Raw genomic sequence first — 16,766 nt, 5'->3', positions numbered from 1 at the left:
GAAGGAATAAGAGGACAAAACCCTCTTACTTACAACCAAAGAAGCCGCGTTGGACGATAAAATAGTCCAACGCGGCTTCCTTTTTTGATATATAACTCAAAAAGTTAGCAGTTCTTCAGTGGCCTCCCAATAAGCGGGGCTTTGCACATGTTACACATATAAAAACTGTGGAACTTCACTCGTTTTCAACAGGTTCCCTATATAGAACGAACCAAAGTCGCCGTAACGGGAAGTAACCTCATCGAATCGCATTTCATAGACGAGCTTTTTAAACTGAAGAACGTCGTGAGCAAAAAGCGTCACGCCCCATTCCCAGTCATCAAATCCGATAGAGCCTGTGATGATCTGACGGATTTTCCCGGCATATTGACGGCCGGTCATACCGTGTGCATACATAAGCTTGGCACGTTCATCTTTTTCAAGTACGTACCAGTTGTCATTACCCTGGCGGCGCTTGTCCATCGGGTAAAAACAGATATGATTCCATTTTGGCAGGATCGGTTTTAAGCGGCCCTGGATTTCAGGATCATTTTCATCTGCGTTGCCCATGTAGTTTGACAGCTCCACAACGGAAACGTATGAGTATGATTTCGTCGTGAATTCAGCTAATTTGGATTTATTGAATGCAGTTTCAATCTCATTCAACTCCTCCATTGTAGGGCGGAGAATCATCATCATGAAGTCGGCTTTTTGTCCGACGACTGTGTATAAAGCATGGCTTCCTTGTTTGCTTTTTTCTGTATCTTCCCATTTGCCGATAAGCTGCTGGAATTCGCTGATCGCCAATTCGCGTTCTTCACTGCTTGCGTATTTCCAGGACGTCCAGTCTACCGTGCGAAAATCATGCAGGCAATACCAACCATCCATCGTTACTACGGATTCTGGCATGGTGTGATCGCTCCTTTATAGTAAGTGTCATAGTAATTTCATCCTTTTTCAATATAACACAAGTGGCTCCTCATTATCATTTCAGCTAATTTGAAAGTATTGTGAACACATAATTAGGGTAAAGATAAGATGTAATCGCTTAATCATAAATTTTACTATCGAAACACTTTCAATTGAACATAAAAGGTCTTATCATATAGTACAGAAAAGAAATGGGAGGGTTAAATCATGAGTAACCTATTTGATACTTTAAAAGCTAAGATGAGCGGCGAAAGCAAGAAGGTCGTATTCCCTGAAGCTTTAGACGAACGCATCCTGACAGCTGTAAGTAAACTTGGTTCTGAAGGTTTTGTGAAACCTGTACTAGTTGGAAATAAAGAAGAAATAACACAGAAAGCCGAGGAAGTTGGCGTCGATGTTTCAGACGCTGAAATTCTCGATCCAGCAGACTACGAAGGGTTTGACGAAATGGTCGCAAGTTTCGTAGAGCGCCGTAAAGGTAAAGCGACGGATGAACAAGCGCGTGACATCCTGCAGAACGGCAACTACTTCGGTACGATGCTCGTCTATATGAACAAAGCGGACGGTCTCGTCAGCGGAGCAGTTCATTCTACAGCAGATACGGTACGTCCGGCATTGCAGATCATCAAAACGAAGCCAGGCATCAAGAAGACGTCCGGCGTATTCATCATGGTTCGCGACGAAGAAAAATATGTGTTCGCTGATTGTGCGATCAACATTGCTCCTGACAGCCAGGACCTGGCTGAAATCGCGCTGGCCAGTGCGGATACAGCTGCTTTATTCGATATCGATCCGAAAGTGGCTATGCTGAGCTTTTCTACAAAAGGATCAGCGAAATCTCCTGAAACCGAAAGAGTCAGTGAAGCAGTTGAGCTTGCGAAACAGCAGAACTCTGACTTGCTGATTGATGGTGAATTCCAGTTTGACGCAGCATTCGTTCCATCTGTTGCCGAGAAAAAGGCACCGGATTCTCCATTAAAAGGTGAAGCGAATACGTTCATTTTCCCTAGCCTTGAAGCAGGGAACATTGGATATAAAATCGCTCAGCGTCTAGGGAACTTCGACGCTGTAGGGCCAGTTTTACAAGGCTTGAACAAGCCGGTAAACGACCTGTCCCGCGGCTGTAATGCAGACGATGTGTACAAGCTGGCGATCATCACAGCAGCTCAATCTCTATAATATAGAGGATATGTTAAAGGTGGTTGTTGATATTGATAAGTGAGTTATTCAAATATGGCAGGATAGTGGAAGACTCGGTTTCGAGATAGTATGGGTTCGCTGCCGTATTGAGAGTCAGGGGTGGTTGGGAAGCTACTCGCTTTCCTGTGGGGGAAGTGGCGAGCTTCCTCGGGCTTGCAGCCCTGTGGGATCTCGCCTACATCCTTCTCCCACGGGAGTCTCGCAGCTTCCCAACCACCCCATTCGTAGAAGTGAGAAACGAATCCCCCCATAAGGAGCGGCTGCCGTCATTCCTATAGGTAGAAAACGCTCTACAGCAAGTCTTTTTCGAACACATGCTTACATTAAGATTGCTGCTTTCCTTGAAGCGGTTTCTTTTATGGTAAAGGGGCGGAGGGAAAGCGATCCGTTTCCCGGAGCCCCTAAATTCTCATGATGTCTCGAAACTGAGTATTCACTAAAGGGAGCTTATATGAATATCAACACGGAACTTTAACAAAGCCAATATAGTAGAAAAAGGCTCAAGGACCATCGCGTCCTTGAGCCTTTTTTATTGTTCGGCCGTTTAAGTTGATTCCCATGCCACTTACTTTCGGAAAACGACCGCTGATCGATATTTACATAAATGCAGGAAATTACTGATTATAATGGAATTAGAGTAAAGTAGATGAGGTGATAAGGATGAATGTGAAAATCGATATACACGAGGATTATGAACAGACTTCAGTCACCATTCATGCGAAACAGTGGAGTGCTGAAATTGATCAGCTTGTACAAATGATCAATGGATCACAGCCTAAGCGATTGATCGGGATGGATGGCGAACAGTCCGTACTTATGCTGCCAGCTGATATTGAATATGTGTGTTCAGAAAACGGCAGAGTGTTCGCTTTCGATGGGGAACGGAAGGTAGAGCTTAAAATGAAGCTTTATGAAGTGGAAGATTTGCTTATGTCCCATCAGTTCGGACGTTTTTCTAAATCCGTTATCGGCAACATCAATCACATTAAGCGTTTCGAATTATCTTTTAATGGAAACCTCTGCGTTTACTTTACTTCTGGTCAAAAGGAATATGTCTCTCGCAGGTATGTTCGCAGCTTGAAGGAAAAATTAATCGGAGGTGGAAACTGAAATGAAGCATCATATCGCAGAAAGAATATGGGTGGGTTTCGGTTTTGCGGGAATTGTCAATTTTATTGCTGTAACGATCATTATGGTCAACGGCGTGGATGTTGAGGCAGCAGTCCTCTGGCAGAACATGTTAGGTGCGATTATTATGGGATTGTACTTCAGCATGGCTTCGTTGATTTTTGAAAAAGAATCATGGAGCCCTTTGAAACAAACGTCTGTTCACCTGACGATGTCACTCGCTGTATTTTACACTTTGGCAGGCGTGGTCGGTTGGGTGCCATTTGAATGGAAGGCGCTGCTGATCAGTACGGCTATTTTTATAGCGATTTATTTTGTTTTCTGGTTTTTCATCGGTCTTTATTTGAAAAGAATGACTTCGGAATTGAATAAAAACATCTAAGTAAGGGATTAAAAAAAGCACGGGAGCGGTCATTCGTTGATCTGCTCCAGTGCTTTTTTATTGCGGACGATCATTTGTTCAAAGCGCTTCGTAAACGTCTCAATCTCTTCTCCTTCTAGTGAATTGGCGACGATATGGTCAGACCAGTCATTCAATTGAAAAAGAATTCGGTTACGTACATCAGCTACCGTCAGCTCGGTACCTAGCAGCTCATTCAGGGAGGCCATGACTCTCGGATCGATGTTCGGGTATTGGAAGCGGGTGGGCTCGTCATTTAAGCCGACTTTGTAAAAGTTCTTCAGCAGAGCTGCCCGTTCGGCTCCGCTTCCGGAAACGTCTAAATAAATTTGCACCGCCGATCCTCGTTTGACGCGGCGCTGGGATATACCCGCAAACTTTTTTCCCCCGATGCTTAAATCATAGGCGCCCGGGCAGTACGACTGGGTGATTTCGTACGCTTCGATTTGGTCGGTGAGGTCGGAGAACAGGTGCTGGATGAATTCGACCATAGCGTCGTAGCCATCGTGGATGTTGACTTCTTTGGCATCTGGGAAAATGAGCGAAAGGTTCAGTACGCCTTCATCAAGCAGGACGGCCAGCCCCCCGGAATTGCGGACAACGACCTGGTAGCCTTCTTCTTTTAAATAATCGATCGCTTCAGAGATATTCGGCAGACGGGCGTCGGGAATACCGAGGACGACCGTATCGTGGTGGACCCACAAACGGGCAGCGGTCGGTGATTCTTTCTCGCCTACGGAAATCGCTAAGGCGTCATCGATCGCAAATGACTGCAGCGCAGAAAATGTCGGTCCCATATTACTTTGATCAATGAAGCGGTATGTGGATGGATGTAATAAATCATATCGTTTGTTCATTGGAATCTTGCTCCTTTTTAATAGACCAGCATCATTATAACAGAAATTGCACGGATGCATGTATGACGATTGATGGAAAGGTGTTTTGTTATGGCGGAATAAGGTATATAATAGGAGGAAATGTCGTGAAGGAAGGACCAACTGATGGCTTATCGTGATGAACAATTAAGTGAAGAGAAGGTATTTAAAGATCCGGTCCATCGGTACATCCATGTACGGGATCAGGTGATTTGGGATTTGATCGGAACTCCTGAATTTCAGCGGCTCCGTCGAATCCGTCAGCTGGGAACGTGTTATTTGACGTTTCATGGAGCGGAGCACAGCCGGTTCAATCACTCGCTCGGCGTTTATGAAATCGTGCGCCGGATCGCGTCGAATTTTACCGATCGTCCGAATTGGGACCCAAAAGAACGGCTTCTATGCTTAGCAGCCGCGCTTCTGCATGATCTCGGTCATGGACCGTTTTCACATTCGTTCGAAAAGGTGTTCAAGCTGGATCATGAGGATTTCACCCAGGCGATTTTGCTTGGCGATACGAAAGTGAACGAAGTGCTCAATAAAGTCGATAAGAATTTTGCAAAAGACGTAGCGGACGTCATTAATAAAACGTACAAAAATAAGCTCGTCGTCAGTTTGATTTCCAGTCAGATTGACGCGGATCGTATGGATTATCTGCAGCGTGATGCTTATTTTACCGGAGTGAGCTACGGCCATTTTGATATGGAACGTATTTTACGCGTCATGCGTCCGATGGAGGACCAGGTCGTTGTGAAAGAAAGCGGAATGCATGCGGTCGAGGATTACATTATGAGCCGTTATCAAATGTACTGGCAAGTTTATTTCCACCCGGTTACCCGCAGCGCGGAAGTGATTTTGTCAAAAATCCTTCATCGTGCGAAAGAGCTGTATGAAAAAGACTACACATTCAAATTGGAGCCGACACATTTCCTTTCCTTTTTCAAAGGAGAGCCGACGCTCAGCGAATATTTAGGTCTAGATGAGTCGATTGCGCTTTACTATTTCCAAATGTGGATGCAGGAAGACGATGAGATTCTCTCTGATTTATGTGACCGGTTCGTCAACCGACGGCTGTTCAAATATATCGAGTTCAATCCAAATTCGCAGATGGCGGAGTGGATGGAGTTGTATAAATTGTTTCAGAAGGCCGGACTTAACCCGGACTATTATTTGGTCGTCGATTCAAGTTCTGATCTGCCGTACGACTTTTACCGTCCAGGAGAGGAAGGGGAACGTCTGCCGATACATCTCTTACTGCCGAATCAAGAGCTGAAGGAATTATCACGCCTTTCGGAAATTGTGGAGTCCATTTCCGGGAAGAAGCGTACCGATCATAAATTGTATGTGCCGCAGGACGTGCTCGATAACATGTCGAGCCGCAGTAAAACGAAGAAACGGATTATGGAAATATTGTATGGATAGGGAGTGGAGACGCGATGCTGGAGAATCATGCGAAACTGATGCAGTTCTTCTCAAGCTCTGAAGCAATCGTCGGCCGTAAAAGACTGCAAAAAATGATTTACATACTGAAAAAGTGTGAAGTCCCGTTTGAAGAACGTTATCAATTTCATTTTTACGGCCCGTATTCCGAAGAACTGACTCTTCGGATCGAGGAAATGTGCAACCTCGGATTTATTAGCGAAACGAAAGAAGAAAAGAAAAATTACTATCAATATCGTTATCAGGTGACGGACGCTGGACGTGAATTCATGGAACATTATGAAGAGTCACTGCCGCCCTTGAACGCTCACATTGATGCGATGAACGAAAAGAGCTCACGGTTTCTTGAACTCGTATCGACGATGCTTTTTTTCGAGCATCTGCCGAAGGATGAGATTTCAGAAAAAGTGTTTTCCGTGAAAAGCACCCAGAATTACACGGATGAAGATATAAAAGATGGATGGAATTTTATTGAAAGTCTGCGGAAGTTTCATTAATGTTTAGGATAGGCGGGATGTACTGGTTTTCCAGTATATCTTTTTTATCGTTTTTTGAAAGCTGTCTTACGGCAGTAAACTCGATTTCTAGAGATTTGGTGAGAGGATCAGGGCGGCGGGGAATGGCTCGCTTTCCGTGTCTTATTTTCCTTGTTAAAACAGGAGATTTAAGAATTTGAACAAACGTTTGATTGATAAAGAGAAACCCTCAAGCTGTTTGGCTTGAGGGCTTCTGCTTTAATCGATGAGGCGCTTGCCGCCGACACCATAGTGTTGTTTTTTCATTTCTTCAATCACTACCGTCACTGCTTCTTTGCGAGCGCCCGTGGTTTCTGTAACGGAATTGGTCACACTTTCAACCAATGCCTTTTTCTGTTCATCGGTACGCCCTTCAAGCAATTGGACTGTTACGATCGGCATTCACGATCTCCCCTTTAACCTATAAATAAATCCCCTACAGTAATATATCTTTCGTCAAAGAATCTCGAATTCCTTCCTTTTCCATGAAAAAATTGAATTTTTTTGAGAGGCTGCACTCTGAAATGAGGAAGGGCCATATGTTAGAATGAAATCAACAGCAAGCTTAAAGGAGGATCACTTGAGTTATGAAGGAATTTGACCAATTTAAAAATAATAAAGAACAAGGCAGCGATAAAAAGAAAAATCAATTTACTATTTTAAAAGATGATTCTACAGACGGCCACGGCGGTTACGGTGTGGGATCGATCAGCCTGGAGAATATGAGTCCGGTCATCGTCGATCCAAACGAGGAAAAAGCCTATGTGGATATGGGTGCATTGCATGCCAGAAGTGCGGTAGAGAAACGAATCCGCTTCTTAACCGACCGCTCGGAAGTGCCGAACGGCAAATTATATTGGATCACATGGGTGACGGTTGATTATCAAGAAGGCAAGCCTTGCTATCACGGCGTAGCAGGAAGCGAAGTTGTCGTCGACCGCGAAATCAGAAGAGGGTATAAGCTTCTTCCAGAACACGTAAACCATATGGACAAGTCACTGAAAGGTCGGTTTGTCGTCGATCATATGGATGACAAATCAAAGCGGATTCTCGCTGAGTTTCTGCGTGAATTCAAACCTGAACTTTGGGAGAACACAGCGCAGGAATTAAAAGACAGCCTGGATGTTTAGAGTTGTAAATAAATATAGAAAAGAGCGCCTGGATTTATATATACAGGTGCTCTTTTTTGATTAATGGTCTTGATAATGCTTTTATTTTGATCGCTCAGTTTCGAGGCTTTTGTATGCGGAGATGGTGGCTTTAGAAAACGGATCGCTTTCCGTGGGCATGTGGTGAGCTTCCTCAGGCTTCGCCTTCCGGGATCTCACCGATCATGTACATCCCACAGGAGTCTCACCGTTTTCTAAAGCCACCATACGATTGGAAGGTGCTCGAAACTCCCTTAAAGTTCTGGAGTGAATTAAGTTTCCGTAACTAACGTACTTAGACGAGTTCTATAGCCTTTCTCTGCGCCTCTTACACCTAAATAAGTCTAGGGCGTTATAATTCTATAAACTGCATGGAGATTATCCAGCTCCATTGCTTAGCGGCTACTGAGACTTCCTTTACGTACGATAAGTCAACATCGATTCACTCCATTCTTCGTGTTTCCTTTATCTCCTACAGCTCAGTCCCGTCCACACGTCGCTGAACAGAGCGCTTCCGTTTTTTTCAGGTTCCCCCCCCATTGGGGGAGGTGAAAAGCGAATCTTTTACTTAGCAGGAGCAGCTTCTATTATCCCGGTACTATGGGAATGAGAGCTCTATAGCAAGTCTTTCAATATCGGACGATTGTGCACATTGATTTTCCATTTTTGCAGCGGTTTCGAGATGCTTATAGGGTAGAGGGGCGGAGGGAAACGGTGAGACTCCAGTGGGATTAGCGGGACAGGTGAGACCCCACAGAGCGAAGCTCGAGGAGGCTCAGCGCCCGCCCCACGGAAAGCGATCCGTTTCCCGCAGCCCCTAAACTCTCACGTTTTCTCGAAACTGAGTCCTCAAGACAGTCGGGAAACGCAAAAATCAATTTTCCGCAAAATACCAGTGTAAGAAAATAAGTTATGTGCTATTATAAGAACAAATGTTCGTGTATAAAAGGAGTGGTAATTATGAATAATCATAACCGGGACCGGGGAACGATCAAATGGACATCGCTTATGCTGCCTGAACACGTCGAAATGATAAAGAAGGTGTGGAAAGAGGATCAGCGAGTGGAAAAAGGAATACTTGATGAGCAAAAGGCTGTGGAAATCGATTTTATTATGCAGCGGGCCATGCACGATGGCCTGACCGTCGATATCCGTATCCATAATGGATTCGATTACGAAGAACAGCGTGTGAAAATTAAACACATCCATAAAAGAGAGCGGAAGATTTCAGCAGTGCACTGGAAATCGAAAGAGCCGATCACTTTCCAGCTGGAAGAAATATCGGATATCACTATCGTATAAAAGGCGGTGTTCACAAAATGTTCAAAAATTTTTCTACTGTCAAATGTTGACTAAGAAGCGTGCAGGGGAATATATTAAGTAACACATGGTTTATACATGTATTTGCTAGGACAGGGAAAACGACCGGTTTATGCCGGTCGTTTTCTCTGTCTTTTTTATTATCAGGTTAAATCGCTAACCCCTACCAAAACCAATCCACAGCATTTTTGTACCATGGGTCATTATTAATCTCTTCTTCAATATCATTGATATCCGAGTCTTCATTTTCTTTACACGTTTCTTTAGGAACATCCTTTTTATCCATGTAGACGAGACGTTCTTCGGGACAGGCCGGACCTGATAATTTACCGGTTTCCGGGTTGATATAGACTCCTTTTAAATCAGCTGGCGGAGCGAAGGCTGAAACTGGAAGCGGCTCATGAATCCTTTCCATCGAGTTCGCCCATAATTCTTTAGAGTATTGGTGATCACGCTGGACCGTTATTTTCCGGTTATCATCATAGCCGCTCCACACCCCCATGACGTACTGCGGACTGAAGCCGATCATCCAGCTGTCCGTATCCGTCGTCCCGGACTTTCCGCCGTACATTCGTGTCAGTTGATCGGCGATACTTGAACCTGTAACACTCATGTAACCATTCAGTGCGGGATCGAACATCCCGGTCAGCATGTGAGCGACGGAAAACGCAGCCTTCGGATCGATCGGCTCCCTGTCTTTGTCTTTTGACGACACAGGTTCATATTCATACAAAACCTTCTCACGCTGGTCGGTGATTTTTGTAATCGTATGTTTTTGACTGGCCGTCGAACCGCTGGCGAGACGCGAATAACCTTCCACCATATCGTATAGAGAGATGGAAGCTGTTCCGAGAGCCAGTGAAGGAACGGCCGGATAGTCTCCTTTGAAGCCAAAGTCATGCAGCGTGTCCACGAGTTTTTTCGGGCCTATATCGATGTTCGTTGTCACGGCGTAAATGTTATCAGACAACGCAATCGCCTGGGCCATCGTAATGTCATCATCGGCGTAATAGTTGTTGTAGTTACTCGGTGAATAAGCATTGCCATCATCCATTTGGAACGATGTTGGTTTACTTTCGATCATCGTCAGCGGGGTGTAGCCGTTTTTTAATGCGCTGTAGTATAAAAATGGTTTGATGGTTGAACCTACCATGCGTTTCGCCTGAGTCACGCGGTTAAAAGTCGTACTCCCGTAATCTCGTCCACCTTTCATTGCCGTCACGGCGCCAGTTTCATTATCCATAATGACAGCTGCTGTTTCGATTTCACCAGCCTTACTGAACTCTTCATCGACCGCTTTCTCAAGCTCAGCCTGATGGTCGGGGTTAAGGGTCGTGTAAATGTGGAAGCCGCCGGACTCCACCTCTTCAACATCCATATCAAGCACTCGAGCCGCTTCCCGAACGACTTCGTCCTGAAAATAAGGCGCCTCAGCCTGCGCTTCCTCGGCCGAATGATCGTAATAATCAAGGGAAGCCGTGACCGCCTCATTTTTCTCAGAACTCGTAATATATTCTAAGTCATTCATTCGCGATAAAATCCGCTCCTGCCGTGTCTCAGCATTCTCAAGATCCGCTAAAGGAGAATAATAGCTCGGTCCCTTTGGAACCCCGGCCAGCATCGTTGCCTCCGCCAATGTCAGCTCATCCGCATGTTTATTGAAAAAGTAACGGCTCGCAGATTCAATGCCGTAAGCTCCGTGTCCGTAATAGATTGTATTGAGATAGCCTTCGAGAATTTCATCCTTTTCATAAAAAATTTCCAACCTCATCGCGTAAAAAGCTTCCTTCAGCTTCCTCGTCCACGTTTTCTCGTGGGTCAAATATAAGTTACGCGCATACTGCTGAGTAATCGTACTGGCGCCTTCGACCATTTCCATAGCTTTTATATCCGTTAAAGCGGCCGATGCGATTCTTTTTAAATCGAAACCGAAATGATTATAAAAACGATGGTCCTCAATCGCAAGCGTCGCCTCGACAAGCTCTTCAGGCATGGATTCTAAACTGACCCAGTATCGGTCTTCACCGCCGTCATGCCCCTTCATAACTTCCCCGTCCGATTGATAATAAATGGTGTTCTGAGCCGTTGATAGAGAAGGAGGGCCAAGCATGATGGCATAAGCGAGCGTACCGAGCAGAGCGATCATGCCTAAAAGAACACAAGCCGTCGCTGCTTTGATCCCTCTTTTTGTCCATTTCCAGGATAATCGAATAAATAATAGCATTCTCCTAGTCTCCCACCTGTTATAATTACTATTATTATGGGAAAATCATGGATGAATTAAACATTCTCTTGCTTTTTCCATAGATTGCACTATAATTTGATTGTTTACAGGAATGAAAGGGGAAGTCATGAATGCCTACATGGTTTACAGAAAAACAAACCGACAGCTTCGGCATCACTGCCAAAGTGAACCGGTCTTTGCATAAAGAACAAACAGATTTTCAAGAGCTCGAAATGCTCGAAACTGAAGAGTGGGGGAATATGCTCGTCCTCGACGACATGGTGATGACGACTGAAAAAGATGAATTCGTCTACCACGAAATGCTGGCTCACGTCCCGTTGTTCAGCCACCCGAGTCCGAAGAAAGTTCTCGTCGTCGGCGGGGGAGACGGAGGCGTCATCCGCGAAGTATTGAAACATAAAAGCGTAGAAAAAGCTGTTCTCGTTGAAATCGACGGAAAAGTGATCGAGTACTCCAAGCAGTACCTTCCGTCCATCGCCGGCACATTAGACGACCCTCGTGTGGACGTGCAAGTCGATGACGGCTTCATGCATATCGCCAAAAGCGAACGCGAATACGATGTCATCATGGTTGACTCAACAGAACCCGTCGGACCTGCCGTGAACTTGTTCACAAAAGGATTTTACGAAGGCATCGCAAACGCACTCAAAGAAGACGGCATTTTTGTCGCGCAGACAGACAACCCGTGGTTTAAAGCCGATCTGATTCGTCAGGCGTACGCGGACATTAAAGAAACCTTCCCGATTACCAAAATATACACAGCTAACATCCCGACCTATCCAAGCGGCCTGTGGACGTTCACGATGGGAAGCAAAATTTACGATCCAAAACAAGTGAAAGCCGAACGCTTCACCGACATGGACACGAAATACTACACAAGCGAACTGCACAACGCTTCATTCGCGCTGCCGAAGTTCGTAAAAGATCTCACCGAATAAACGGTGACAAAGGGGGAGAACTATGCGCTTTGACGAAGCCTATTCAGGCAAAGTCTTCATCATGAGCCGCGCCACTGAAGAAGATGCACAAGCCGTCATTTACGGCATGCCGATGGATTATACAGTCAGCTTCCGGCCAGGCTCACGCTTCGGCCCGAACCGCATCCGTGAGGCTTCCATCGGCCTGGAAGAATACAGCCCATATCTCGACCGCCACCTCGAAGACATCGCTTATCACGACGCCGGTGACCTCCTGTTCCCATTCGGAAACGCCCAGAAAAGCCTAGACATCATCGAGGACTACATCCAGGAACTTTTGGGAAAAGGGAAGTTTCCGATCGGACTCGGCGGAGAGCATCTCGTCAGCTGGCCGGTCATTAAGGCGTTTCACGAAACGCTGTCGAATCTGAAGATTATCCATATCGATGCCCATGCCGACCTGAGAGAGGAGTACGAAGGAGAAGTCCTTTCCCATTCCACTCCGATCAGGAAAGCGTGCGAACTGCTTGGGCCGGAGAACGTTTACTCCTTCGGCATCCGTTCAGGCATGCGCGAAGAATTCCAGTATGCCAAAGAGAGCGGCATGCACATGTACCGTTACGAAGTTCTTGAACCGCTGAAGCGCGTACTTCCTGAGCTTGCGGGAGACAATGTGTACGTCACGATCGACATCGATGTGCTCGATCCTGCCTTCGCTCCTGGGACAGGCACCGCGGAAGCCGGCGGCATTTCATCCAAAGAACTGCTTGCGGCCATCCACGAAATTGCCGGTTCTGACGTCAACGTCGTCGGCTGTGACCTTGTAGAAGTGGCTCCGGCTTACGATCCGACAGAGCAGACGGCCATTGCGGCAAGTAAATTCATCCGTGAAATGCTTTTAGGTTTTGTGAAATAAATGATAGAATAGAAAGGAATCCGTTGCGGTTATGTAGCGGGTTTTTTTCATTGGAGCCAAATGAAATTGGTATAAAGGAGATACTATCCCTATGAATAAAAAAATGATTACATTTACGAGCGTGTATGCTCTGATCATGGCAGCGCTGCTCGTCCTGACGTTCCTCTATGATTGGAACCCTTCCGGATACAGTTTTGAAGGGGACGGGTCGACCGTCAGTATAAAGCAAGGTGTTACTGGTGAAGAAGTGGGGCAGGCGGATTTGGCCGAGGACACGTCCGGGATTCTGTTGTTTCAGGCAGCTATTCAGGATGTGAAGGCTCACTGGCAGCAGGACCTTATCGTGATTTCCTTGTTGTTTCCGTTAATTCTTTTCTCCCTGTTCAAGGAAGCCCAGCCGTTTAAAGAAATACTGCCGCACAAGTGGTTCGTAACGATGACGATTGCGATTATTGTCATCTATGCAGTCGCTACCTTGCCATCTTATATTGGGGAAATCCAGTCCGTCCATGACCGTGCGGAAGTGCTTTTAAACGACGGGACTTGAGTTTTCCTCGTGAAGTTCTTATAATGTAAAGGTTAAAGACGTACGTAAAGCTAAGGAGCGATACAATGACAGCGAAGGATGTACGAGTCAAGCTTGTGACCGAGATCAGAGATGCCGACCGTAAAGAAGAGATCACGATGTCCGAGCCTGGGCAGTATTTCTCGCGAGGAGAAACAGAAGTCGTCAAGTTTACGGAGCACCCTGAAGAAGGCGAGCCGGTCAACACAATGGTGACCGTAAAGCCGGGACATGTAAGTATTAAACGCACAGGCGGCGTGGACATGCGCCAAGTGTTTCAAAAGCAGCTGGAAACAGAAAATATCTATCATCATACATATGGTGATTTTCATATGAAGACATTTACAGACCAAATCGAGTACCGCTCACTGGAGGAGGCGTCCCGCGGGCGCCTGTTTATCAGTTATCAAATGACCCTGAACCATGAAGTGACACAGCGGCACCGGTTGACGTTAATTATTGAGGAGGAAAGCGAATGAATATCGTAGAGCAGACGGAACAAAGATTAAAGGATGAAATCGTCCGTGCTGTAAAGACAGCGGGGTTAGCATCAGATGAAGAGATGCCGGTCGTCGTTTTAGAGCAGCCGAAAGATAAGTCCCACGGCGATTACGCCACGAACATGGCGATGCAGCTGGCACGCGTTGCGAAAAAGAACCCGCGCCAGATCGCGGAGGAGCTTGTAGAGAAGTTCGATCGTTCGAAAGCCTCCATCGAAAAAATGGAAGTCGCCGGACCTGGGTTCATCAATTTTTATATGAACAATGAATATTTGACCGACCTTGTCCCGACGATCCTTGAATCTGAAAAAAACTATGGCCGTACGGAATTCGGGAAAGGCCATAAGATTCAGGTTGAGTTCGTATCTGCGAACCCGACAGGAACGCTTCACTTAGGTCATGCGCGCGGAGCAGCTGTCGGTGATTCTTTATGTAACGTGCTTGATGCCGCCGGATATGAGGTGTCCAGAGAGTATTATATTAATGATGCCGGAAACCAAATGGCGAACCTGGCTCTTTCTGTCGAAGCCCGCTACATGCAGGCGCTTGGGAAAGAGTGGGATATGCCGGAAGACGGATACCACGGCAAAGATATCATCGAACTCGGAAAGCAGTTGGCCGAAGCTGATGGTGAGAAGTGGGTCGACGCTTCTGAAGAAGAACGTCTCGCTTTCTTCCGTTCATACGGATTGAAGTTCGAACTTGATAAAATCAAAAATGACCTGGAAGAATTCCGTGTTCCTTTTGACGAATGGTTCTCAGAAACTTCTCTTTACCAAGGCGACCAAATCAAGGATGCGCTAAAGGTTCTGGAAGAGAAAAACTACGTCTATGAGAAAGACGATGCTACGTGGTTCGAAACGACGAAGTTCAGCGACGACAAAGACCGTGTTCTTATCAAAAATGATGGAACGTATACGTATTTGACTCCGGATATTGCTTATCACAAAAATAAGCTGGACCGTGGATTTGATACGTTGATCAATATTTGGGGAGCCGATCACCATGGCTACATTCCGAGGATGAAAGCCGCCATTCAGGCTCTTGGATACAGCGAAGACACGCTTGAAGTCGAGATCATCCAAATGGTCAACCTGTTCCAGGACGGAGAAAAAGTGAAAATGAGCAAGCGTACAGGAAAAGCCGTCACTCTCCGCGAACTGATGGAGGAAGTCGGCATCGACGCGATGCGCTATTTCTTCTCCATGCGCTCCAGTGACTCTCACCTTGATTTTGACATGGATCTTGCCCGCTCAGAGTCTAATGAGAACCCGGTCTATTACGTTCAGTACGCCCACGCCCGCATTTGCACGATGATTGGGCAGGCGGTAGACAAAGGACTAGCCGCCGGTGAATTTAACGGCAGCCAGCTTTCTTCAGAAAAAGAAGAAGACCTGCTTAAGCGTCTAGGCGAATTCCCTCAGATCGTAGCAGATGCAGCAGAAAAACGGACACCGCACCGCGTCACGCAGTACGCCTTCGATTTAGCATCGAACCTGCACAGTTTCTACAACGCTGAAAAGGTTATCGATGCCGAACATCCAGAGCGTACCGTTGCCCGTGTAGCACTTATGAAAGCTGTCCGCATCACGCTCCAAAACGCCCTTGGTCTTATTGGCGTATCTGCACCGGAGAAAATGTAGGAAAAGATACAATTTATTCGATGCCTTTCTCATTTTCATGTTGATATTCAAATCAACTCTTTTCCTTGAATACTAAGTTTCGAAATATTTTTAGAAAGTTTCCGTGAAAATAGTAGAGCTTGAAGGTCCGGGAAATCACTCGCTTTCCATGGGCGTACGGTGAGCTTCCTCGGGCTGACGCCCTGTGGGATCTCACCATGTACTGTTCTCCCATAGGAGTCTCGCAATTTCCCGGACCTTCTTGCGTTTGTTAAGATAACGGAAACCTCCGATACGGTAATCCGCTTAAAAAAGCATACTTCTGAGTGATAGCTCAGAAGTATGCTTTTTTTTAGGGAACAACCATCTTCTTCACAGGTCGTTCGTTGTCTTGAATTGGAGAAATGGGGTGTTGGAAATGGATCGCTTTCCGCGGGGATGACGGCCAGCCATTCCCGCAGGAGTCTCACCATTTCCAACACCCCATTACCTTGATAAGAGCAATGAAACCATCAGTGATTGAACCTGGCCAATTCCGAGAATTTTTAAAACATCAGGGGGCAGCAGGACGACGATAGCATCTTTATGTGAAACGGTGTAGGACTACACTTAGCTGGCATAGATACAGGAAACACGAGCATGGAATGATTCAATGTTGATTTATCGTACAGAAGTGAAAGAAGTCTTATTTTCATATAAGCGCTGAAGCTGAATCGCCCCATGTGATTTAGAATTTATTCATGCGCCGTAAGCTATCGATCTTTTTGCCATAGGAGTTCGTTCATTCTCTTTTGGGTGGGGTGGTTGGGAAACAAGGAGACTCCCGCGGGAGAAGGGGCTAGGCGAGATCCCACAGGGCGAAGCCCGAGGAAGCTTGCCAGGTCCCCCGCAGGAAAGCGAGTTGTTTCCCGACCACCCCTGCATTTCATACAGTAACGATGGATTGTCAACACAAAACTAGACAATTTCATTAAGGTGTTTCTTCTTGAATTCTATAGGACTAAGGTAGTTGAGAGTGCCATGAATTCGAATATAATTGTACCAGTGGACATAATCAAATAAAGCC

Annotated in this window: 18 protein-coding genes; 13 read left to right on the top strand and 5 right to left on the bottom strand. The window is 46.0% G+C overall.

Features of this window, described 5'->3' with window-relative positions; genetic code table 11:
- Positions 1 to 150: 150 nt before the first annotated feature.
- Complete coding sequence (hemQ, locus tag LF817_RS19395; protein WP_253937463.1) at positions 151 to 888, bottom strand: hydrogen peroxide-dependent heme synthase; 738 nt, start codon at positions 886 to 888, stop codon at positions 151 to 153.
- 228 nt (positions 889 to 1,116) lie between these two features.
- On the opposite strand from hemQ, the gene pta reads away from it, so the two are divergent.
- From pta to LF817_RS19380, 3 genes are all read left to right on the top strand, one after another.
- Positions 1,117 to 2,088: a phosphate acetyltransferase gene (gene pta / locus LF817_RS19390; RefSeq protein WP_253937462.1), complete on the top strand. Its 972-nt coding sequence runs from the start codon at positions 1,117 to 1,119 to the stop codon at positions 2,086 to 2,088.
- Positions 2,089 to 2,769: 681 nt separating this feature from the next.
- On the top strand, positions 2,770 to 3,219 hold the full coding sequence (locus tag LF817_RS19385; RefSeq protein ID WP_253937461.1) for a LytTR family DNA-binding domain-containing protein: 450 nt from the start codon (positions 2,770 to 2,772) through the stop codon (positions 3,217 to 3,219).
- A gap of 1 nt (position 3,220) precedes the next feature.
- Positions 3,221 to 3,619 carry a DUF3021 domain-containing protein gene (locus LF817_RS19380; RefSeq protein WP_253937460.1) on the top strand — a complete coding sequence of 133 codons (399 nt, stop codon included), beginning with the start codon at positions 3,221 to 3,223 and terminating at the stop codon, positions 3,617 to 3,619.
- A gap of 29 nt (positions 3,620 to 3,648) precedes the next feature.
- On the opposite strand, the gene LF817_RS19375 is transcribed toward LF817_RS19380, so the two are convergent.
- Positions 3,649 to 4,494, bottom strand: a complete 846-nt coding sequence (locus tag LF817_RS19375) for a lipoate--protein ligase family protein (protein WP_253937459.1) — start codon at positions 4,492 to 4,494, stop codon at positions 3,649 to 3,651.
- Between the two features lie 144 nt (positions 4,495 to 4,638).
- On the opposite strand from LF817_RS19375, the gene LF817_RS19370 reads away from it, so the two are divergent.
- Both LF817_RS19370 and LF817_RS19365 read left to right on the top strand, forming a co-directional pair.
- Complete coding sequence (locus LF817_RS19370; protein WP_253937458.1) at positions 4,639 to 5,934, top strand: HD domain-containing protein; 1,296 nt, start codon at positions 4,639 to 4,641, stop codon at positions 5,932 to 5,934.
- Between the two features lie 14 nt (positions 5,935 to 5,948).
- Positions 5,949 to 6,449 (top strand): YwgA family protein, encoded by a 501-nt coding sequence (locus LF817_RS19365; RefSeq protein ID WP_253937457.1) that lies wholly within the window; start codon positions 5,949 to 5,951, stop codon positions 6,447 to 6,449.
- Between the two features lie 237 nt (positions 6,450 to 6,686).
- On the opposite strand, the gene LF817_RS19360 is transcribed toward LF817_RS19365, so the two are convergent.
- Positions 6,687 to 6,869: a 2-hydroxymuconate tautomerase gene (locus tag LF817_RS19360; RefSeq protein WP_253937456.1), complete on the bottom strand. Its 183-nt coding sequence runs from the start codon at positions 6,867 to 6,869 to the stop codon at positions 6,687 to 6,689.
- A 185-nt stretch (positions 6,870 to 7,054) separates the two neighbouring features.
- On the opposite strand from LF817_RS19360, the gene LF817_RS19355 reads away from it, so the two are divergent.
- Together LF817_RS19355 and LF817_RS19350 are read left to right on the top strand one after the other, a co-directional pair.
- Entirely contained in the window at positions 7,055 to 7,597 is a 543-nt protein-coding gene (locus LF817_RS19355; RefSeq protein WP_253937455.1) for a YwhD family protein, read from the top strand.
- A gap of 978 nt (positions 7,598 to 8,575) precedes the next feature.
- On the top strand, positions 8,576 to 8,917 hold the full coding sequence (locus LF817_RS19350; protein ID WP_253937454.1) for a YolD-like family protein: 342 nt from the start codon (positions 8,576 to 8,578) through the stop codon (positions 8,915 to 8,917).
- A gap of 181 nt (positions 8,918 to 9,098) precedes the next feature.
- Here LF817_RS19350 and LF817_RS19345 read toward each other — a convergent pair whose 3' ends face one another.
- Positions 9,099 to 11,159, bottom strand: coding sequence for a transglycosylase domain-containing protein (locus tag LF817_RS19345; protein WP_253937453.1), 2,061 nt, complete (start codon positions 11,157 to 11,159; stop codon positions 9,099 to 9,101).
- Between the two features lie 131 nt (positions 11,160 to 11,290).
- Here LF817_RS19345 and speE point away from each other — a divergent pair, with 131 nt between their 5' ends.
- The 6 genes from speE (at position 11,291) to LF817_RS19315 (ending at position 16,278) form a co-directional block, all read left to right on the top strand.
- Entirely contained in the window at positions 11,291 to 12,118 is an 828-nt protein-coding gene (speE, locus tag LF817_RS19340; protein WP_253937452.1) for a polyamine aminopropyltransferase, read from the top strand.
- Positions 12,119 to 12,140: 22 nt separating this feature from the next.
- Positions 12,141 to 13,013, top strand: a complete 873-nt coding sequence (gene speB, locus LF817_RS19335; RefSeq protein ID WP_253937451.1) for an agmatinase — start codon at positions 12,141 to 12,143, stop codon at positions 13,011 to 13,013.
- A 91-nt stretch (positions 13,014 to 13,104) separates the two neighbouring features.
- The gene (locus LF817_RS19330; RefSeq protein ID WP_253937450.1) at positions 13,105 to 13,560 is read left to right on the top strand and encodes a hypothetical protein; all 456 of its coding nucleotides are present in this window, start codon (positions 13,105 to 13,107) and stop codon (positions 13,558 to 13,560) included.
- Between the two features lie 65 nt (positions 13,561 to 13,625).
- Positions 13,626 to 14,057, top strand: coding sequence for a YwiB family protein (locus LF817_RS19325; RefSeq protein WP_253937449.1), 432 nt, complete (start codon positions 13,626 to 13,628; stop codon positions 14,055 to 14,057).
- Positions 14,054 to 15,721 (top strand): arginine--tRNA ligase, encoded by a 1,668-nt coding sequence (argS, locus tag LF817_RS19320; protein ID WP_253937448.1) that lies wholly within the window; start codon positions 14,054 to 14,056, stop codon positions 15,719 to 15,721. The genes LF817_RS19325 and argS overlap by 4 nt, the downstream gene beginning before the upstream one ends.
- Positions 15,722 to 16,104: 383 nt before the next feature.
- Positions 16,105 to 16,278: a hypothetical protein gene (locus tag LF817_RS19315; RefSeq protein ID WP_253937447.1), complete on the top strand. Its 174-nt coding sequence runs from the start codon at positions 16,105 to 16,107 to the stop codon at positions 16,276 to 16,278.
- 379 nt (positions 16,279 to 16,657) lie between these two features.
- Here the strand turns inward: LF817_RS19315 and LF817_RS19310 are convergent.
- On the bottom strand, positions 16,658 to 16,766 hold a 109-nt coding region (locus LF817_RS19310; protein WP_253935032.1), incomplete at its 5' end, for an IS3 family transposase.

This window comes from Halobacillus sp. A1 (assembly GCF_024189295.1).
Taxonomy (GTDB): domain Bacteria; phylum Bacillota; class Bacilli; order Bacillales; family Halobacillaceae; genus Halobacillus_A.
Note: the sequence above shows the minus strand (reverse complement) of the source record. Positions and strands in the feature narration are given on the sequence as shown.

Excerpts from the sequence above, each read along its gene's own strand:
- LF817_RS19355 (WP_253937455.1), top strand. The coding sequence starts at position 7,055 with ATGAAGGAATTTGACCAATTTAAAAATAATAAAGAACAAGGCAGCGAT.
- LF817_RS19345 (WP_253937453.1), bottom strand. The coding sequence starts at position 11,159 with ATGCTATTATTTATTCGATTATCCTGGAAATGGACAAAAAGAGGGATC.
- pta (WP_253937462.1), top strand. The coding sequence starts at position 1,117 with ATGAGTAACCTATTTGATACTTTAAAAGCTAAGATGAGCGGCGAAAGC.
- hemQ (WP_253937463.1), bottom strand. The coding sequence starts at position 888 with ATGCCAGAATCCGTAGTAACGATGGATGGTTGGTATTGCCTGCATGAT.
- argS (WP_253937448.1), top strand. The coding sequence starts at position 14,054 with ATGAATATCGTAGAGCAGACGGAACAAAGATTAAAGGATGAAATCGTC.
- LF817_RS19365 (WP_253937457.1), top strand. The coding sequence starts at position 5,949 with ATGCTGGAGAATCATGCGAAACTGATGCAGTTCTTCTCAAGCTCTGAA.
- LF817_RS19350 (WP_253937454.1), top strand. The coding sequence starts at position 8,576 with ATGAATAATCATAACCGGGACCGGGGAACGATCAAATGGACATCGCTT.
- LF817_RS19385 (WP_253937461.1), top strand. The coding sequence starts at position 2,770 with ATGAATGTGAAAATCGATATACACGAGGATTATGAACAGACTTCAGTC.
- LF817_RS19325 (WP_253937449.1), top strand. The coding sequence starts at position 13,626 with ATGACAGCGAAGGATGTACGAGTCAAGCTTGTGACCGAGATCAGAGAT.
- LF817_RS19370 (WP_253937458.1), top strand. The coding sequence starts at position 4,639 with ATGGCTTATCGTGATGAACAATTAAGTGAAGAGAAGGTATTTAAAGAT.
- LF817_RS19315 (WP_253937447.1), top strand. The coding sequence starts at position 16,105 with ATGGGGTGTTGGAAATGGATCGCTTTCCGCGGGGATGACGGCCAGCCA.
- LF817_RS19360 (WP_253937456.1), bottom strand. The coding sequence starts at position 6,869 with ATGCCGATCGTAACAGTCCAATTGCTTGAAGGGCGTACCGATGAACAG.
- LF817_RS19330 (WP_253937450.1), top strand. The coding sequence starts at position 13,105 with ATGAATAAAAAAATGATTACATTTACGAGCGTGTATGCTCTGATCATG.
- LF817_RS19375 (WP_253937459.1), bottom strand. The coding sequence starts at position 4,494 with ATGAACAAACGATATGATTTATTACATCCATCCACATACCGCTTCATT.
- speB (WP_253937451.1), top strand. The coding sequence starts at position 12,141 with ATGCGCTTTGACGAAGCCTATTCAGGCAAAGTCTTCATCATGAGCCGC.
- speE (WP_253937452.1), top strand. The coding sequence starts at position 11,291 with ATGCCTACATGGTTTACAGAAAAACAAACCGACAGCTTCGGCATCACT.
- LF817_RS19380 (WP_253937460.1), top strand. The coding sequence starts at position 3,221 with ATGAAGCATCATATCGCAGAAAGAATATGGGTGGGTTTCGGTTTTGCG.